We start from the raw sequence: 19,142 nt of genomic DNA, 5'->3' as shown, positions 1-19,142 counted from the left end.
TCACTGTGTGAATTCAAAATCTTATTCACCATCAACGGCGCTGAAACCTACACCGCCATCGTCCGGTGGCGCACGGGCGCGCCGGCGACCAGGCTCTCGGCGGCATCGATGATCGCGTTGGCATCGATGTCGTAGTGCCGATACAGGTCGGGAATGCTGCCGGTCTGGCCGAAATGTTCGACGCCCAGCGCTTCCATACGATGGCCGCAGACGGCACCGATCCAGCCCAGCGCCGCCGGATGGCCGTCCAGCACCGTGACGATGCCGCAGCTCCGCGGCAACGGCGCGAGCAACGTCTCGATATGGCTCGCATGGCGCGACCCGCGACGGGCCCGACGCAACCGTCGAGCGGCGGTCCAGCCAGCATGCAACCGGTCGGCGGAGGTGATCGCCAACAACCCGACATCGCGGCGGCTGTCGCCCAGCAGTCCGACCGCCGCGATCGCCTCCGGCGCGACCGCACCGGTGGTGGCAATCACCAGTTCGCAATTCGGCCCCGGCTTGCGCAGCCAGTAGGCGCCGTCGACGATCGCTTTCTGCAAGTCGGGGGTCATCATCCGCTGCGGCTGCTCGATCGTTCGCGTCGACAGACGCAGATACACCGAGCCACCGGCGCGCATACCGCTTCCGGCATCCCCGCCCTCGACGTCGTCGCGCTGCATGTGCTCGAAGCCCCAGCGCATGATCGCGGCGAGCTCGTCGACGAAAGCTGGCTCAAACGATGCAAGACCATCCTGCGCGATCCCGATCAGCGGCGTCGCGATCGATTGATGCGCGCCGCCCTCCGGCGCCAGCGTGATGCCGGACGGCGTCGCCGCCACCATGAAGCGGGCATCCTGATAGCACGCGTAGTTCAAGGCATCGAGGCCGCGCTGGATGAACGGGTCGTACAGCGTCGCGATCGGCAGCAGCCGCTCGCCGTTGATGCCGTGCGACAGCCCGAGCGCCGACATCAGGATGAACAGGTTCATCTCGGCGATACCGAGTTCGATGTGCTGCCCCTTCGGCGAGAAGTCCCAGTTGAACGTCGTCGGGATCTTCTCGCTGCGGAACAGATCGGCCTTCTCGGCGCGCGCGAACAGACCACGGCGATTGACCCAGGCGCCGAGATTGGTCGAGACGGTGACGTCCGGCGACGCCGTAACGATGCGCGCCGCCAGATCGCTGTCGCCGCGCGCCAGTTCGTTGAGGATCAGGCCAAACCCCTGCTGGGTCGACATCTCCGGCGCCGGCTTGAACACGAGTTGTTTCGGCACCTCGATCACCGGCGCGCTCAGCCGCCGCTCGCCGCCGGCATTGATCGGCGCCGCCTTCAGAAACGCGTCCAGCGCCGCTTCGTCCTGCGTCAACCCCTCGAACCGGTCCCATTCGTGGCCTGGGCGGATGTTCTGCGCCGTCCGATAGGTCTCGATCTGCGCCGGCGTCATCAGGCCGGCGTGGTTGTCCTTGTGGCCCTGGAACGGCAGTCCGACGCCCTTGATGGTGTAGGCGATGAAGCACACCGGGCGATCGTGGTCGATGGACTCGAACGCATCCAGCATGCTGGCCATGTCGTGGCCGCCGAGATTGGACATCAGCGCCAGCAACTCGTCGTCGCTACGCGCATCGATCAGCCGCGACACCTCGGCCTGATCGCCGATCTCGTCGTGCAGCCGCCTGCGGAACGCCGCGCCGCCCTGAAAGCACAAAGCCGCGTACATCTGGTTCGGGCAGTTGTCGATCCAGTTGCGCAGCGCCTCGCCGCCGGGCTCGGCGAAGGCCTGCCGCATCAGCCGGCCGTACTTCAAGATGACGACGTCCCAGCCGAAATTGCGGAACATCGACTCGAACTTCTCCCACAGCCCTTCGCGCACCACGGCGTCGAGGCTCTGCCGGTTGTAGTCGACCACCCACCAGGTGTTGCGCAGGCCGTGCTTCCAGCCTTCCAGCAGCGCCTCGAAGATGTTGCCCTCGTCCATTTCGGCGTCGCCGACCAGCGCGATCATCCGGCCCTCGCGGCGATCCTTCATCCAGCCATGCGCGGTGACGTAGTCCTGGACCAGCGACGAGAACAGCGTCTGCGCCACGCCGAGGCCGACCGAGCCGGTGGAGAAATCGACGTCGTCGGCGTCCTTGGTACGCGACGGATAGGACTGCGCGCCCTTGAAGCCGCGGAAATTCTCCAGCCGTTCGCGGCTCTGCCGGCCGAACAGATACTGGATCGCGTGAAAAATCGGGCTGGCATGCGGCTTCACCGCGACGCGATCCTCCGGCCTTAGCACCGAAAAATACAGCGCCGACATGATGGTCGCGAGCGAGGCGGACGACGCCTGGTGACCGCCGACCTTCAGCCCGTCGGCATTGGGGCGGATGTGGTTGGCGTGATGGATCGTCCAGGTCGACAGCCACAGCACCTTGCGCGACAGCGCAGTCAGCATATCGAGACGTAGTCGGCTCTGCGGCATGGCGATCACCCGATGTTCGATCCGCCGAATTTACGACGAATCGCCGAGCGGGACTTCTCAAATCCCGGCGACAACGCCGGCCGAATTAGGATATCCTGCCAATTCCGATCTCCAGACGGCGATTTCATTCCAATGTCCGACCTCGACACGATCGACCGCAAGATTCTCGCCAGCCTGCAGGCGGACGGCCGCATCACCATGCAGGAACTGGCCGACCAGGTCGGGCTGTCGGTGTCGCCGTGCCACCGCCGCGTGAAACTGTTGGAGCGCCGTGGCGTGATCACGCGCTACACCGCGCAGGTCGACCAGAAGGCGATCGGACTACATGTCAGCGTGTTCATTTCGATCAAGCTGACAAGGCAGAAGGAAGAAGACCTCGCCCGCTTCGCGCGGGCGATCTCGAAGTGGGACGAGGTGCTGGAATGCTATCTGATGACCGGCAACCGCGACTATCTGCTGCGCGTGGTCGCGGCCGATCTCGCCGCCTATGAGACGTTCCTGAAGACCAAGCTGACCAGGCTCGACGGCATCGCCTCGATCGAATCGAGTTTCGCGCTCAGTCAGGTGAAGTACTCGATCGCGCTGCCGGTGTAAGGCGCACTGTCTCTGCGTCATTGCGAGGAGCAAAGCGACGAAGCAATCCAGCGCCGAGCACTAAGCCTCTGGATTGCTTCGCTTCGCTCGCAATGACGGATCCATAGCGCTTCGTTCCCCCGGCCTCACGGATTCGGGCTGGGTTCGGCCGGCACCGGCGGCTGCTTGCGGCGGAGCCGCTCGCGATGCGCGGTGTAGAGGCCGCTGGCGATGATCACGGCGGCGCCGACGAAGGTCCACAGGTCGGGAATTTCGCCGAACATGCCGAAGCCGAGAAACGTCACCCAGACCAACTGGCTGTAGGTGAACGGCGCCAGCACCGAGGCGTCGGCGTAGCGATAGGCCAGCACCACGATCCACTGTCCCATCGTCGAGGCGAGGCCGACCAGCACCCCGATCAGAATGTCGTGCCAGCTCGGCGTCACCCAGACGAACGGCACCATCGCGCTGAGCGCGACGAAGCCGACCACCGCCGAAAACGTCATGGTGACGACGGCGCGGTCGGCGCCGCTGATCATCCGGGTCAGGATCAGGGTGAGCGCCCAGCTCAGCGCCGAGAGGATCGGAAACATCACGGCCGCGTTGAACGCCGCCGAGCCCGGTCGGATCACAATCAAGACGCCGATCAATCCGACCGCGGTCGCCGCCCAGCGCCTGACGCCGATCGCCTCCCCGAGCAACACGATCGACAGCGCCGTGACGAACAGCGGCGCGACGAACGACGTCGCCGACGCCTCGGCGATCGGCAGGAATTGCAATCCGGTAATGAACAGCACCGACGACGCGACCAGCGCCAGCGCGCGCAGCACCTGCAGTTTGGGCCGCGCCGAGCGCAGCGGCGACGCGGACGACGACAGCATCACCGGCAGCATGATCAGTAAAAACACCAGGAAGCGGATCCAGCCGATCTCGATCGGCGGCAGCGTGCGCCCGAGATATTTCGCCATCGTATCCGAGCAGGCGAGAAACACCGTCGAGGCGACGATCAGCGCGATGCCGCGCAAGGGATGGTCGGCATGGCGCGCGGTCAGGCGACGGGTTGCATCGTTCGCGGATGGCAAGGTGAGGGTCACGGATCCAGCAGGGCAATGAAAAGGGAAAACGGGCGGTCGGCTCGCCGCGGACCAATCAAGTAACAATCGGACAAAACGATGTTCGTAGCCGCCGCACAAGCGCGGAAATCAGGACGCGGCTATGCACGCGACGACGCGCCGGCTCCGGCCGCAACGGCTCCCCTACAGCATCGGGAGGCTGGCAGGCTCCGGCCCGCGGGGAAAGGCCCGGTCGATCGCGGCGATCTCGTCTTCGGAGAGCCGCAGCGACCCGGCTGCGGCGTTGTCGGCCGCATGCGCCGGATCGGCGGCCTTCGGGATCGCGAACAGCGATGGCCACCGGATCAGGAAGGCCAGCGCCACCTGGCGCGGCGTCGCGCCATGCAGGTCGGCAATCGATTGCAGCAGCCGCCCTTCCGGGCTGCGCGGCCCGGGAAACTCGTCATGACCGAACGGTGAATAAGCGGTGACGGCGACGCCGTGGGCCTCGCACCACGGGATCACCGCGTGCTCGATCGCGCGTTCGCGAAGATGGTACAGCACCTGATTGCAGGCGATCTTGCCCGGCCCCGCGACCTTCAGCAGTTCCCACAGATCGCCGACATCGAAATTGCTCACGCCCCAGGACCGGATCTTGCCGGCGGCGGCCAGTTCCTCGAACGCGGCCACGGTTTCCGCCAGCCGAAATTGCCCGCGCCAATGCAGCAGATAGCAGTCGAGCCGGCCGGTCTTCAGCCGCTTCAGCGAGCGCTCGCAGGCGGCGACGGTGCCGCGCCGCGAGGCATTGCTGGGCAGCACCTTGGAGACGAGGAACACCTCGTCGCGCCGGCCCTCGATCGCCTCCGCTACCAGCGGCTCGGCGTCGCCATACATCTCGGCGGTGTCGATATGCGTCATGCCGAGATCGAGGCCGCGCCGCAGCGCGGCGATCGCCGCCGTCCGGTCACCCCGGTCGATATACCAGGTGCCCTGTCCGATCGGCGCGATCTCCGGCCCGCCCCGGCCGAATCTGCGCACGTCCCCGCTCATTGCGAACTCCCGCTCTCATTCCGCCGCCGCCATCATCGGCTTCGGCGCCGCGCCCCTGCCCGGCTTCAACCGGAATTGATAGGTCATCAAATGCCACGGCCCCGACGCCGCGCCCCCGTCGGGCATCACCGCATCGTTGCGCAATTCAATGGTCGAAATCAGGTCGTCCTTGACGCCGAAAACGGCGTCGCTTTCGAGATATTTGTCGCCCTCGACGAACACGTGCGTGACCAGCGGCTCGTAGCCGGGCGCATTCACCAGAAAATGCACGTGCGCCGGCCGCATCGGATGCCGCTGCGACGCGAGGATCAATTCGCCGACCGGACCATCGATCGGGATCGGATAGCTGCACGGCAGAATGGTGCGGAACGCGATCCGCCCGTCGTCGTCGGTGACGAACCGGGCGCGCAATGACGGGCCGTGCTGCGCGTAGGACGGCTTCTGCGAATCATAGAATCCGTCGTCATCCGCGTGCCAGACATCGACCGGCACATCAGCGAGCGGATTGCCGGCAAGATCGACGACACGGGTCTGGACGAACATACGTTCTCCCTCGACACCTTCCGAAATGTCGGCGCCGTGCGGCATCGGTCTGTGATCGCCGACGTAAAACGGGCCGAGCACGGTCGTCTCCGTGGCGCCGTCGCGCTCGCGATGATTGACCGCATCGACCAGCATCGAGACGCCGAGCACGTCCGACAGCAGAATGAACTCCTGCCGGCTCGGGGTGCATTTCTGCCCGGTGCGGGTGAGAAAATCGATCGTCTTCTGCCACTCCTCGAAGGTCAGACCTGTGCGGCGGACATAATCGTGCAGCGAACGGACCAATTCGCGCATCAGATGCTTGAGCCGCGGATCAGGCGTCTCATCGAAGCTTGCGACGACCGCTTCGGTCAGTTCAGTTTCGTCGAATGTTGGCATATTCCAATCCCGGTTGGCGACGGCGAAAGCTACATCAGGCCTTCCCAAGTGATAAGCGCGCCCCTTGCAGGCCGGTCTGCGCGGACCGTCCTTGCCGGGGGGCTGGATCGTGTGCTCAAAATCGCACAGACTCACCGCCGAACCCGCAGGCCACGATAGAACGCTGGCGACTTTTCGGTTACCAGATTCGTGGAACCGCGCGGCAAGTCGCGACGCGACGGTCCGCAAACTGGATATCGCCCCGCAGTGATGGAGTGTCGAATGCCGCACCAAGCCCAGAAGTCACGCGCTCCCGCGATCGGGGCAACCGCCGACGCCGGCATGTCGGAGGCGGCGCTGACGCGGATCGACGATCATCTGAAGCGGGTCTATGTCGATCCCGGCAAATTCGCCGGCGCCCAGACGCTGGTCTATCGCCGCGGCCGGATCGTCCACCAGTCGTCGCTCGGCCACGCCGACCGTGAACGCCAGGTACCGATCAAGGACGACACCATCTTCCGCATCTATTCGATGACCAAACCGATCACCTCGGTGGCGCTGATGATGCTGTTCGAGGAAGGTCGGATCGCGCTCGACGACGCGGTGGCCAAGTATATTCCGGAATGGGCCAATCTCGGCGTGTTTCAAGCCGGCATCGCGCCTCTGTTTCTGACGAAGCCGCCGGCGCGACCGATGCAGATCGTCGATCTGCTGCGGCACACGTCCGGCCTGACTTACGGCTTCCAGAACCGCACCAATATCGACGCCGCCTATCGCGACAAGGGCATCGGCGCGTTCGAGAAGGCCGGCACGCTTGAATCCTGGATCGCCGATCTCGCGCGAATTCCGCTGGAGTTCTCTCCCGGCGAAGCCTGGAACTACTCGGTTTCGACCGACGTGGTCGGCTATATCGTGCAGAAGATCAGCGGCATGCCGTTCGAGCAGTTCGTCAAGCAGCGCATTCTCGATCCGCTGGGCATGACCGACACCGATTTCCATGTGCCGGCCGCGAAGGCGCACCGCCTCGCCGCCTGCTACTCCGCCGACGGCAAGGGCGGCATGACGCTGCAGGACGACCCCGAGACCAGCAGTTTCCTCGCACCGCCCGACCTGATCTCCGGCGGCGGCGGGCTGGTCTCGACCACCGCGGACTATCTCAAATTCTGCCGTGCGCTGCTGAACGGCGGCGAACTCGACGGCGTGCGCCTGATCGGGCCGAAAACGCTGGCGCTGATGACCACCAATCACCTGCCCGGCAACCGCGACCTCACGGAGATGTCGCGCTCGATGTTCAGCGAGGCGACCAACGCCGGCATCGGCTTCGGTCTCGGCTTCGCGGTGAACATGAACCCGGCCCTGACGCTGCTGCCGGGCAGCATCGGCGAATATTATTGGGGCGGCGCCGCCTCGACGGCGTTCTGGATCGACCCGGCCGAGGACCTGATCACGATCTTCATGACGCAATTGCTGCCGTCGAGCAGCTATCCGATCCGCCGCGAGCTGCGCGCGCTGGTCTATGGCGCCATCACCGAGAGCAATCTCTGAGCGCGGTCACTGCCGATCGCGCAGATGCACGACGGCGACGTCGTCGGCATAGGCGCGATGCCAGCCGGCGCGTCGGTCCATCAAGCCGACGATCGGTGCCTGCGCCGGCAACAGCGTCGCATCGATATCGTAAGTCGCGATGAAGCGATCGAGCGCGGCCGTGTCGCGGCCCGCGACCGCGCGGAACATGTCCATCACCATCGCCTCGCCGTACAATTCGGCGCGGCCGTCGATGAACACCGGGACGTGACGCGAGATCAGATAACCGCCGAACTCGTAGCCGTTGAGAATACGTTCGGCGCCGTTCCGTTGCGCCGCGGCCAGCGCCTGTTCCGGCATCTGGGTTGCGACGAACTGATAGGTCAGCCGCGGTGCGACGACGATGGTCGTGCCGATGATCGCAACCACAGCGGCGACCGCAGCCCAGCCCGGCAGCACGAACTCGCGTTTCGCAACCGGCAGCGGAGCCGGGCGCGGCGCGAACTGCTCGGCCCATGGCCGCGCCAGCGCCAGCGGCACCAGCAAAGCGAAGCTCTCGATGCTGCGGACATGAGCGAGGGCCATGTGCAACAGCCCGAGCACCAGCAGCAGCCGCGGCCACGGCAGCGTCAACCCGCGCCACAGCGCGACGCCGAGCAGCGCCAGGATACTCGCTTCGAACGGACCGAAACGGCTGAAGTCCGGCGGCGCCCATTCGCCCAGGGTCGTCAGCACCTCGCCGAGGCTGAGGATCTTGGTGGCCGCTATCAGCGTGTTCCAGCCATAGGGGGTGGCACAGCAACTCGCCAGCGCCGCCACACCGAATGCGCCCCAGCGCAATGCCAGCGGCAGACGCTGCGCAGGCGCCGCCTGCCGCAACGCTTCCAGCGCCGCCGGCCCGATCAGCAGGAGGCCCAGCCCGAAGCCTCCGTGGAGGTTCGCCCAAAGCGCGATCACAATCAGCAGCGCCCATCGTGGCGCCGCCTTGCGATCGGCCGCATCGATCAGCCCGATGAACCATCCGACCATCAACGGCAGCGCCAGCACATGCGGCCGCGCCAACAGATGCGGGACCGTCAGCGTCACCGCAAGCATCGTCAGCCCCGTGGTCATCAAAGCCGACGCGTAGCGCTCGAGATAGGCGGCGAACAGTGCAAAGGCCGATGCCGCGGCGAAGGCCGTCACGATCACCGGGCCCACCCAGCCGGCCTGCATCGCGAGCGCGAAGATGACTTGCGCCAGCCAGGACGACGACATCCACGGCGCGCCGGACTTGGTGAACGAAAACAGGTCGGTGGTCGGAACCGCGCCGTGCGCGAGGATCCAGCGTCCGGTTTCGATCTGCCAGAACGTGTCGGAATCCTGCAGGAACGAGTCGCCGATCGCGAGCAGGTACACCAGCGCGCCGCCGCCGACCAGCAGCGGCAGCACGCCGCCCTTGAACTCGGCCGTCTCGGCCGAACGCATCGCCTGAATCGTCACCCGCAACTCGCCATCACCGAGGATCGGCGATTAGGCCCTGCGCGCCGATAAATTTCGGTTAACGGGCCGTTTACGATCCGGGGGCGCGATCAGATCTTCCGATCCCGCCCCTGCCAGAACGGATCGCGCACCGCGCGGCGCAGTAGCTTGCCCACCGGGCTCTTCGGCACCTCGTCGATGAAGCGCACCTGCTTCGGCACCTTGTAGCTTGCCACCCGCTCGCGCGCGAACGCGATCAGCTCGACCTCCTCGGCGCTGGCGCCCTGACGCAGCGCCACGAAGGCGGCGACGCTCTCGCCCCATTTGTCGTCGGGCAGCCCGACCACCACCACCTCGCGCACCGCCGGATGCGCGGCGAGTGCGTCCTCCACCTCGCGCGGATAGACGTTGTAGCCGCCGGAGACGATCATGTCGGAGGTGCGGTCGACCAGATACAGATAGCCGTCGGCGTCGAACCGCCCGACGTCGCGGGTGCGCAGCCATCCGCCGGGCAGGAACATCTGCGCGTTCAGCTCGGGCGCGTTGTAGTAGCCCTTCATCGCGAACGGCGTACGCAGCGCGATCTCGCCGGCTTCGCCCGGCGCGACCTCCTCGCCCGCTTCGTCCACCAGCTTGATCTCGCAATCGATCGACGGCCGGCCGCAGGAGCCGAGCCGCTGCTCGGCGTTCGGACCGACGTGATCCTGCTTGGTCAGGTGGGTGATGAAGATCGGCGCTTCGGACTGGCCGTAGTATTGCGCGAACCGCGGCCCCCACAGCTTCAGCGCCCGCTGCATCACCGGCCGCGGCATCGGCGAGGCGCCATAGATGATGCTCTTGACCGACGAGAAATCCGCCTGCTCGATGCCGGGATGGTCGAGCAGCATGCCGATCATGGTCGGCACCAGATTGAGCGCGGTCGGCTTCCAGCGCTCGACCGCGTCGAGATAGCTCGCAGGCGTGAACCCCGGCAGCACCGCGGCGACGCCGCCGCGCAGCCAATACGGCACGATGAAGCAGCCCGAGGCGTGGATCATCGAGGCGGCGTGCAGCATCACGTCGCCCTCGCCGACCTCCATGTTGATCAGCACGTTGGTGGCCATCGCCGCCCAGCTCGCCTGGGTGTGCTCCACCGCTTTCAATTTGCCGGTGGTGCCGGAGGTGAAGATGGTGATGACGATGTCGTCCGGCTCGCAGCGCCGCGCCGGCGGCGTATCGGGCTGCGCCTGCGCGAGCTGCAGCAGATCGTCCGCATCCGGGCCGCCGATGCTGATCAGCTTCAGGCCCTGCATCGCCTGCGCCAGCTCGCGGGCGCGGTCGGTCAGGTCGGTGCCGTGGATCAGGATCGAGACCCCGGCGCCTTCCAGCATCTGCTGCTGCTCGACCAGCGACAGCCGCGAATTCAGCGGCACCCGCGACAGCCGCGATTTGACGAAACCGAAATCGATCGGCAGCGTGTAGATCGAGTTGTTCAGCAGCATGCCGACCCGGCTGCCGACGTCGAGCTTGAACGTATCGATGAACACGTTGGCGATCCGGTTCGACAGCAGATCGACCTCAGTGAAGGTCATGCGCTGGTCGCCGAACATCACCGCCGTCTTCGGGCCGTGATACACCGCACCGCGCCGTATCATCTCGGATGCCAGCATCGTCGTTCCTCCCTCGCCTCGCGCCCGCCGCTTGGTGCGGCGTGGCTGTTCGGTCACCAACCTATCCATGCGTCATTCCAGGGCGCTCACGAAGTGAGCGAACCCGGAATCTCGGCGCTACAACCTCGGGATTCCGGGTTCGCTTGCTGAGCAAGCGCCCCGGAATGACTCTGAAGAGGTTGCGCAGCGCCCCGGAATGACAAAAGAGAGACAGTGCTATGCCTCTTCACTTCCCCGGCCACACCGGCTTGCGCTTCTCGGCGAACGCCTTCAGGCCCTCTTTGGCGTCCTCGGTCATCGCCAGCAGCGCGATCTGGCTTTCGGTGTAGGCGATGCTCTCGTCGAACGACATCGCGGCGATTGCGCGCATCGCGTATTTGCCGCGGCGAATCGCTGTGGGCGATTTGTCGGTCAGACGTTTGACCAGCCAATCGACCTTGGCGTCGAGCTCGGCGCCGGGCACGACGTAGTTCAGCAGGCCCGCGTCGCGCGCAGCCTGCGCATCGAACGGCTCCCCGGTCAGCGCCCATTCGGCGATCAGCCGGCGCGGCGCGATGTCCTGCAGCAGGCTCATCACCTGCATCGGAAACACGCCGACCTTGACCTCCGGCAGGCCGAACACGACGTTGTCGGCAGCGACCGCCATGTCGGTCATGCACAACAGGCCCATGCCGCCGGCCATGCAGGTGCCGTTGATGCGGGCGATCGATGGCTTGGTCGCATTCTGCGCCAGCCGCAGCAGATCGGCGTAGTCGACATTCGGCTTGGAGAAGTCGAACGAGAATGCCGCGCCGGTCGACTGCAGATCGGCGCCGGCGCAGAACGCCTTGTCGCCGGCGCCGGTCAGCACGATCACGCGCACCGACGGATCCTCGTGCGCCTGCTTCCAGCCGCTCGTGATGCCCTCGACCACGCCGGCATTGATGGCATTGCGCTTATCGGGACGGTTGATGGTGATCCACAGCGCCTGGTCGCGCTTGTCGATGATCACGGCGTCGTTGCTCATGGTCGGTCTATCCTCAAGTTTCGTCATTGCGAGGAGGCGAAGCCGACGAAGCACTCCAGCTCAGCGCACCGTGCTGCTGGATTGCTTCGCTTCGCGCGCAATGACGGGGCATGCTCTGTGCTCGAAGCTCAAGACGTTGCTTCAATCTCGGCGACGATGCGGCCTGTGGTCACCTGCTCGCCCTCGGCGACGTCGATCGCGATGATGCCCGACGCCGGCGCCAGATGCACGTGTTCCATCTTCATCGCCTCCAGCGTCAGGACCGGCTGACCGGCCTCGACGGAATCGCCGGATTTGACCAGCACCGCGACGACACGGCCGTTGAGCGCAGCTCTCAGTTTGCCGTCGCCGCCTCCAGCCGCCGCGCGCTGCGGCGCCGCGCGCGTGAGATCGACGATGGTGTTGCCGACGCCGAGCCGCTGCACGAACAGCCGGTCGCCGTCGCGGTGATACACTGCGGATTCACTGAAGTCCCCAGCCTGGAAGCGGATGCCGTCGGCGGCGAGGTGCTCGATCGTGAACGACGTCGCGCGACCGTCATGGCGCACACGATAGCTCCCGTCGCGCTCACGCACCACTTCGCAGGTCTGCGGCGCGCCGTCGAGATCGAACCGCAGCAGCGTGGGGAACACGGCCGCGAGCGAGCGCCCCGGCCGATGCGGCGGCGCGTGCCGGTCGGTGACGTAGAGCAGCAGCGCCGCCACCGCGGCGGCCGGGACGGCGTCGTCGGGCAATGCCCGCGTCAGCGCGTCGCGATGCTGCGCGATGAACGCCGTCGTCGCCTCGCCGCGCGCGAACGCGTCGTGCCGCAGGCAGGCGGCGAGGAAGCCTCGATTGGTGGTGACGCCGAACGCGAAGGTGGTGTCGAGGCCGTGGATCAGCCTGCGCCGCGCCTCGTCGCGGCTGGCTCCGGTCGCGATGATCTTGGCGATCATCGAGTCGTAGTATGGCGGAATCTCCGCGCCCGATTGCAGCGCGTGCTCGACGCGCAGCTCGCCCGGCATCCGCCACAGCGCCATCCTGCCGGATTGCGGCATGAAGTCCCGATCAGCATCTTCAGAGCACAACCGCACCTCGATGGCGTGGCCACTGAATTTGACGTCGTCCTGGCGCAGCGGCAGCGGCTCGCCTGCCGCGATCCGCAATTGCAGTTCGACCAGATCGAGCCCGGTGATTGCCTCGGTCACTGGATGTTCGACCTGCAGTCGCGTGTTCATTTCCATGAAGTAGAAATTGCCCTGCGCGTCGAGCAGGAATTCCAGCGTGCCCGCGCCCTCGTAGCCGATCGCCTTCACCGCATTGACCGCGACGGTTCCCATCTGCTCGCGCAGCGCTTCCGAGACGGCCGGCGACGGCGCCTCCTCGATCAATTTCTGATGACGACGCTGCACCGAGCAGTCGCGCTCGCCGAGATGGATTGCGTGGCCGTAGCGATCGCCGAACACCTGAATTTCGATGTGGCACGGATCGACGATCGCGCGCTCGAGAATCACGGTCGGATCGCCGAACGCACTCTGCGCCTCGGAGCGCGCGCTGCGCAGCGCATCGGGCAAAGCCGCCGCATCCTGGACCAGCCGCATGCCGCGGCCGCCGCCGCCGGCGACCGCCTTGATCATCACCGGGAAGCCGATCTTGTCAGCTTCCGCGATCATCGCCGCGTCGCTCTGGTCGGCGCCCTGATAGCCCGGCACGCACGGCACGCCGGCCTTCAGCATGATCTCCTTGGCGCCCGCCTTGTTGCCCATCGACGCGATCGATTCCGCCGACGGGCCGATGAAGACGAGGCCGGCGTCGCGGCAGGCCGCGGCGAAATCCTCGTTCTCCGCGAGGAAGCCATAGCCCGGATGCACCGCATCGGCGCCGGCGATCTTGGCGGCTTCGATCAGCACCGGGATGTTGAGATAGGATTGCGACGGCTGGGCGCCGCCGATCGCCACTGCTTCGTCGGCCTCGCGCACATGCGCGGCATCGGCGTCGGCGGTGGAATACACAGCGACGACGCCGTAGCCCATGCGGCGCGCGGTCCGCATCACCCGCAGGGCGATTTCGCCACGGTTGGCGATCAGGATTTTCGAATAAGGAGTGAGTTTCAACATGCGCGTCGCGTTCATGCCCGGGACACCGCGAATTGCATGCGCTGAGGCTCCCGCGCCTCGCTCTCGCGGCAGATCGCCAGCACCTCGGCCAGCACCGCGCGTGTGTCGCGCGGATCGATCACGCCGTCGTCGAGCATCCGCGCCGATGTCGCGAACACGTCCATCTGGCCGTTGAACACGGCAGTGATGCCGGCCTTCATCTGGTCGAGCTTCTCGCGATCGACCGGCACGCCCTTCCGCGCAGCACCGGCCTCGGCGACGATCGCCATGGTCTCGGCCGCCTGCTCGCCGCCCATCACCGCGGTCTTGGCGTTCGGCCACGAGAAGCAGAACCGCGGATGGAAGCCGCGGCCGCACATGCCGTAATTGCCGGCGCCGAACGAGGCGCCGCAATAGATCGTGATCTGCGGCACGGACGCCGAAGTCACCGCCTGGATCATCTTCGAGCCGTGCTTGATCATGCCGGCTTCCTCATAGGCCTTGCCGACGATGTAGCCGGTGGTGTTGTTGAGATACAGGATCGGCGTGCGCGACTGGCAACACGCCTGGATGAAGTGCGTCGCCTTGTTGGCGCCGGCCGGATCGAGCGGGCCGTTGTTGGTGATGATGCCGATCGGCTGGCCGACGATCTTGGCGTGGCCGACGACCGTCGCAGGCCCGTAGTTGGGCGACATCTCGGTGAAATCGGAATCGTCGACGATCCGCGCGATCACCTGGCGCATATCGACAGGCCGCTTGTGATCCATCGGCATGATGCCGAGCAGTTCTTCCGGATCATGCAGCGGAGGATGATACGACGCGGGGTCGGGCCCCGGCCCCGAACGATCCCACGGCAGGCCGGCCATGATGTCGCGCGCGATCCGCAGCGCGTCGCGGTCGTCCTCGGCGAGATAATCGCCGAGCCCCGACACCGACGTATGCATCTCGGCGCCGCCGAGCTCCTCCTCGGTCGCGATTTCGCCGGTGGCCGCCTTGAGCAACGGCGGCCCGGCGAGGAATGCCCGTGTCCGGCCGCGCACCATCACGATGTAGTCGGACAGGCCGGTCTGATATGCGCCGCCGGCGGTCGACGAGCCGTGCGTCACAGTCACCACCGGCAGGCCGGCGGCGGACAGCCGCGCGAGGTTGCGGAAGATGTTGCCGCCGCGAACGAAATCCTCGACCCGGTAGCGCAGCAGGTTGGCGCCGGCGCTTTCGACCAGTTGCACGAACGGCAGCTTGTTCTCCAGCGCCAGTTCCTGGATGCGCAGCGTCTTGTCGAGTCCGTAGGGCTGCAGCGCGCCGGCATCGATGCCGGAATCATTGGCGCTGATCATGCATCGGATGCCGGCGACGTAGCCGATGCCGCCGATCACACCGCCGCCCGGCACGCTCTTGTCGGCATTCGCCGTATCGAACATGTAGCCCGCGAGCGTCGAGAGTTCGATGAACGGCGCGCCGGGATCGAGCACCAGCGCGACGCGTTCTCGCGGCAGCAATTGCCCGCGCTTGTGGAAACGTTCGGCGGAGGCCGCGGACGCGATCCGTGCGCGATCCTCCAGCATCCGCATCCGCTCGATCATTGCCAACATGCCGTCGCGGTTGCCCTTGAAGCCTTCGCTCCCCGGCGCAACGGTGGATTCGATGATTGCCATTCGCGCTTCCCTAAGTATTTTTCCGTCATTCCGGGGCGCGAACGCAGTTCGCGAACCCGGAATCCCGAAGTGCCCTGAACGTCGGGATTCCGGGTTCACGCCGCGCGGCGGCGTGCCCCGGAATGACGGTGCTCACCCCGTCTGCCCGAGCATGAAGTGATCGGTGAACGCGTTGCGCAGCTCGACCTTGCGCAGCTTGCCGGTGGCGGTCATCGGCATCTCGTCGACGATCCGCACCAGCTTCGGCACCTGGAAGCCGCCGAGCGTCTTGCGGCAGTGCTCGATGATCTCGGTCTCGGTCGCCTGCGCCCCCGGCTTGAGCTTGACGAAGCCGGACACCGCCTCGCCCCATTGCGGATGCGGCAGGCCGACCACCGCGGCGTTCATCACCGCCGGATGCGCCAGCAGCGTCTCCTCGATCTTGACCGAGGCGACGTTTTCGCCGCCGGACTTGATCATGTCCTTCTTGCGATCGACGAACAGCACCTCGCCGTGCGCGTCGATCAGCGCCAGATCGCCGGTGTGGTGCCAGCCGAATTTCCGTGCCGCTTCGGTGGCCTCGGGGTCCTTGTAGTAGCCGAGCATGACGTTGGGGCCGCGGTGCACCAGTTCGCCGACTTCACCCGGCGGCAGCAGATTGCCGGCGTCGTCCATGATCGCGGTCTCGTTGACGATGGTCGACTCGCCCCAGTAGTTGCCGAAGCGCGCGAGCTGGCGGTCCGGCTGCGACATCGTCGTCGCCGGATACATCTCGGTCTGGCCCGAGGGCTGAACGAAATTCGGACACAGCTCGGCGATCGCACGCTCCAGCAGCGGCCGCGGCATCGGCGCCATGGTGTAGATGCAGCAGCGCAGCGTCGACAGGTCGAATTCCTTCCGCCGCGGATGATCGAGGATCACCTGATACATCAGCGGCAGGCCGATGAAGACGGTGAGCTTGTCGCGCTGGATCGCCTCCATGCAGGCGACCGGATCGAAGCCGCGCATCAGCGCCATCTTGCCGCCGACCGCGAGATAACTCAGCAACACGACATGCGCCGCGCAGTGGAACAGCGGGAATTGCCCGGTGATGCCGTCATCGCGCGACAGATGCATTTCGATGGCGTTGCTCATCACCGCCATCGTCACCGCGAGGTGGCAGTGCATCGCGCCCTTCGGCCGCGAGGTGGTGCCCGACGTGTAGATGATCATCGCCAGATCGCGATCGTCGAACGCGACCTCCGGCTCGATCTCGGATTGCCCCTCGATCAGCTCGTTGAAGCTCGCCAGCCCGGCGTCCTTCGCCTTGCCGGTGAGGTCCACCGCCACCAGCGCGATGCCGCGCTGTTCGAGCGCGGCGCGCCGCTCGGGCTGACCGTGCAGATTGTCGTCGATCAACGCGAACGTCACCCCGGCATGATCGAGGATGTAGCTCATGTCGTCCGGGCCGAGCATGGTGTTGATCGGCACCCAGACCAGGCCGGCGCGGTGAATGCCGAACAGCGCTTTGACGAATTCGACCGAGTTGTTGCAGATCGTCGAGATCTTGTCGCCGGGCTTCAGTCCGCGCGACACCAGGTAGTTCGCGAAGCGGTTGGCGTCGCGTTCGAGCTCGGTGTAGCTCACCTGGCGCGCGCCCTCGGTCAGCGCGATCCGCTTGGGAAAGCGCAGCGCCGATTTGCGCAGGATATCGCCGATCGCAACCCGGCCGATCCGGCCCGGTCCCGGCACGCCGCCGGTGGCTTCGAGATTGGTCATGATTCACTCCCTCGGTGTGAGGCAGCTCTTATGGCTGCTTGATGTGTGGTGCTTATCGGTTTGTCATTCCGGGGCGCCGCGCAGCGGCGAACCCGGAATCTCGATACAGGCAGAACATCTCGGGATTCCGGGTTCGCGCGCGTTGCGCGCGCCCCGGAATGACTCGTGATTAGTGCAGCACGCCAAAAATCTTCCGCGCCTCGTCCGGCGACGCGATCTCGCGGCCTGCGCGGCGCGCGCAGCCCGCGATCTCCTCGATCAATTGGCCATTCGACGTCACCTTCTCGCCATTGGCGAGATAGAACGTATCCTCGAGCCCGGTGCGCAGATGTCCACCGTGATCGGCGCAGGCCTGGTGCAGCGGCCAGATTTCAGAGCGGCCGATCGCGGTCACCTGCCAATGCGCTTCGGGGCGCTTCAGCTTCAACAGGATCGGCAGCAGTTCGGGATCGGACGGCATGCCGGAGGCGACGCCCATCACGAAGTTGTATTCGAGCGGGCCGCTGTACATCCCGGTCTGAACGTACATGTCGACGCAGCGGACGATGCCGACGTCGAAGCATTCGAATTCGGGGATCGTGCCGGCGTCCTTCATCGCCGCGAGAAAGTCCTGAATCTTCTCGACCGAATTGTCGAACATCATCGGCGGCCAGGCCCAGCTGTTGTCGGACTTGACCTTCAGATAGTTCAGCGAGCCGGCATTGCAGGCGGCGATTTCCGGCCGGGTCTCGCGGATGCAGGCCAGCGGCCCTTCGTAGTGCGGCCCGGAGGTGCCGGAGGTGTGGTTGATGATGACGCCGGGACAGGCTTCGCGAATCGCCTGCTGGATCTCGCGCGACACCGCGACGTCCCAGCTCGGCAGGTGGCCCTTGTCGGGCCGCTGGTCGCGCAGATGGATGTGAACGATCGCTGCGCCGGCGTCGTAGGCGGCCTTGGCTTCGCGGGCCATCTGTTCCGGTGTCACCGGCACGTGGTGCTGTTTCGGATCGGTCAGCACGCCGTTCAGCGAGCAGGTGATGACGGCCTTGTCGCTCATTCCAGATAGCCCTTCCGGCGATGCTGCGCCTGCGAGGATCGCGTTGCGCATAATCATGTCGGGCGGGATGATGCGTGCGCCGCGCGGACGCTTCTTGCGTGCACGCGCTGTCGTCGGACCGACGTCTTCGGCTAAGGCCGCCCCTGCCGGAATTCTGCGATGCTGGCGGAATGCGGATCGCTGCGCCAGATCGCCAGATCGCGAGAACCGGAAAAGATGGCGCGCGGCTGCAGCCCGTAGAAGCGCCGGATCGAGTGGCTGAAGTGGGTCGAATCCGGATAGCCGATGTCCTGCGCCAGATGCGCGAGATTGATATCGGCATTGACGAAGTGCAGCAGGTGCCGCGCCCGCTTCCAGGCCCGCAGCGCTCGGAACGACACGCCGGTCTCGTCCTTGAACAGATGCAGAAAGCGCGACTGCGACAGGTTGGCTGCGGCGGCGCAATCCTCTGCGGTCACCGCTGCGCCCGAGACGTCGTTGAGCCGCGCGATCGCGCAGGCGATGCGCCGGTCGATCCTCCGCGCCGGCAGCGTCTCGCCGAAGAACAGATTGTCGAATTCGGACGTGGTGAAGCCCTCACGGCGTCCCGTCGCGACCAGCGTTTGATAGGCCAGCCGGACCCGGTCGGCGAGCGCAGCCGAACCGACGCCGCCGATCCGCGCGCCGAGCGCCACCATCGGCCCGGTCAGCACGCTCTCGGGCTCGATCACCAGCGCGATCACCGAACGGCAGTCGCTTTCGACATTGTGCGTCAGGTAAGGCGGCACAAAAGCCATAGCGCCGGCCTGCAGCGCCTGACCCTCGATCGTCAGCCGCAACTGCCCTTGCAGCGCAACATAGACGGAAAAGCCGCCGATGCTCCGCCGCCGCGGGCGGCCCAGCAGGCCGGCGTAGAAAACGCGTTCAGGGCTGATCAGCATCAGGCGTCCGGCATCCGGACATTCGTGGTCGCTCATCGTTCCTCCCGGGGCGGATCGACG

The 19,142-nt window shown here is 66.0% G+C and carries 14 protein-coding genes; 2 read left to right on the top strand and 12 right to left on the bottom strand.

Going from position 1 to position 19,142, the window contains the following annotated elements:
* Positions 1-47: 47 nt before the first annotated feature.
* On the bottom strand, positions 48-2,444 hold the full coding sequence (locus SR870_RS03460; RefSeq protein WP_322516655.1) for a transketolase: 2,397 nt from the start codon (positions 2,442-2,444) through the stop codon (positions 48-50).
* Between the two features lie 132 nt (positions 2,445-2,576).
* Here SR870_RS03460 and SR870_RS03455 point away from each other — a divergent pair, with 132 nt between their 5' ends.
* On the top strand, positions 2,577-3,038 hold the full coding sequence (locus SR870_RS03455; RefSeq protein WP_322516654.1) for an Lrp/AsnC family transcriptional regulator: 462 nt from the start codon (positions 2,577-2,579) through the stop codon (positions 3,036-3,038).
* Between the two features lie 125 nt (positions 3,039-3,163).
* Here the strand turns inward: SR870_RS03455 and SR870_RS03450 are convergent, their stop codons facing one another.
* From SR870_RS03450 to SR870_RS03440, 3 genes are all read right to left on the bottom strand, one after another.
* Positions 3,164-4,111: a DMT family transporter gene (locus SR870_RS03450; protein WP_416221122.1), complete on the bottom strand. Its 948-nt coding sequence runs from the start codon at positions 4,109-4,111 to the stop codon at positions 3,164-3,166.
* A gap of 162 nt (positions 4,112-4,273) precedes the next feature.
* Positions 4,274-5,119: an aldo/keto reductase gene (locus SR870_RS03445; RefSeq protein ID WP_322516652.1), complete on the bottom strand. Its 846-nt coding sequence runs from the start codon at positions 5,117-5,119 to the stop codon at positions 4,274-4,276.
* Between the two features lie 15 nt (positions 5,120-5,134).
* A complete protein-coding gene (locus tag SR870_RS03440) occupies positions 5,135-6,040 on the bottom strand; it encodes an intradiol ring-cleavage dioxygenase (RefSeq protein WP_322516651.1) in 906 nt (301 codons plus the stop codon).
* Positions 6,041-6,301: 261 nt separating this feature from the next.
* On the opposite strand from SR870_RS03440, the gene SR870_RS03435 reads away from it, so the two are divergent.
* A complete protein-coding gene (locus SR870_RS03435; protein WP_322516650.1) occupies positions 6,302-7,564 on the top strand; it encodes a serine hydrolase domain-containing protein in 1,263 nt (420 codons plus the stop codon).
* A 6-nt stretch (positions 7,565-7,570) separates the two neighbouring features.
* Here SR870_RS03435 and SR870_RS03430 read toward each other — a convergent pair whose 3' ends face one another.
* From SR870_RS03430 to SR870_RS03395, 8 genes are all read right to left on the bottom strand, one after another.
* Complete coding sequence (locus SR870_RS03430; protein ID WP_322516649.1) at positions 7,571-9,010, bottom strand: hypothetical protein; 1,440 nt, start codon at positions 9,008-9,010, stop codon at positions 7,571-7,573.
* A 104-nt stretch (positions 9,011-9,114) separates the two neighbouring features.
* Positions 9,115-10,722: an AMP-binding protein gene (locus SR870_RS03425; protein ID WP_322516648.1), complete on the bottom strand. Its 1,608-nt coding sequence runs from the start codon at positions 10,720-10,722 to the stop codon at positions 9,115-9,117.
* A 157-nt stretch (positions 10,723-10,879) separates the two neighbouring features.
* Entirely contained in the window at positions 10,880-11,659 is a 780-nt protein-coding gene (locus SR870_RS03420) for an enoyl-CoA hydratase/isomerase family protein (protein ID WP_322516647.1), read from the bottom strand.
* A gap of 128 nt (positions 11,660-11,787) precedes the next feature.
* Positions 11,788-13,755: an acetyl-CoA carboxylase biotin carboxylase subunit gene (locus SR870_RS03415; RefSeq protein ID WP_322516646.1), complete on the bottom strand. Its 1,968-nt coding sequence runs from the start codon at positions 13,753-13,755 to the stop codon at positions 11,788-11,790.
* A gap of 11 nt (positions 13,756-13,766) precedes the next feature.
* Positions 13,767-15,389, bottom strand: coding sequence for an acyl-CoA carboxylase subunit beta (locus SR870_RS03410; RefSeq protein WP_322516645.1), 1,623 nt, complete (start codon positions 15,387-15,389; stop codon positions 13,767-13,769).
* A 132-nt stretch (positions 15,390-15,521) separates the two neighbouring features.
* Positions 15,522-17,126, bottom strand: a complete 1,605-nt coding sequence (locus tag SR870_RS03405) for an AMP-binding protein (RefSeq protein ID WP_322516644.1) — start codon at positions 17,124-17,126, stop codon at positions 15,522-15,524.
* A gap of 169 nt (positions 17,127-17,295) precedes the next feature.
* Positions 17,296-18,162 (bottom strand): 3-keto-5-aminohexanoate cleavage protein, encoded by an 867-nt coding sequence (locus SR870_RS03400; protein ID WP_322516643.1) that lies wholly within the window; start codon positions 18,160-18,162, stop codon positions 17,296-17,298.
* Between the two features lie 131 nt (positions 18,163-18,293).
* Positions 18,294-19,118 (bottom strand): AraC family transcriptional regulator, encoded by an 825-nt coding sequence (locus SR870_RS03395; RefSeq protein WP_322516642.1) that lies wholly within the window; start codon positions 19,116-19,118, stop codon positions 18,294-18,296.
* Between the last annotated feature and the right edge of the window lie 24 nt (positions 19,119-19,142).

The sequence above is a fragment of the Rhodopseudomonas palustris genome, assembly GCF_034479375.1.
Lineage (GTDB): Bacteria > Pseudomonadota > Alphaproteobacteria > Rhizobiales > Xanthobacteraceae > Rhodopseudomonas > Rhodopseudomonas palustris_M.
Note: the sequence above shows the minus strand (reverse complement) of the source record. Positions and strands in the feature narration are given on the sequence as shown.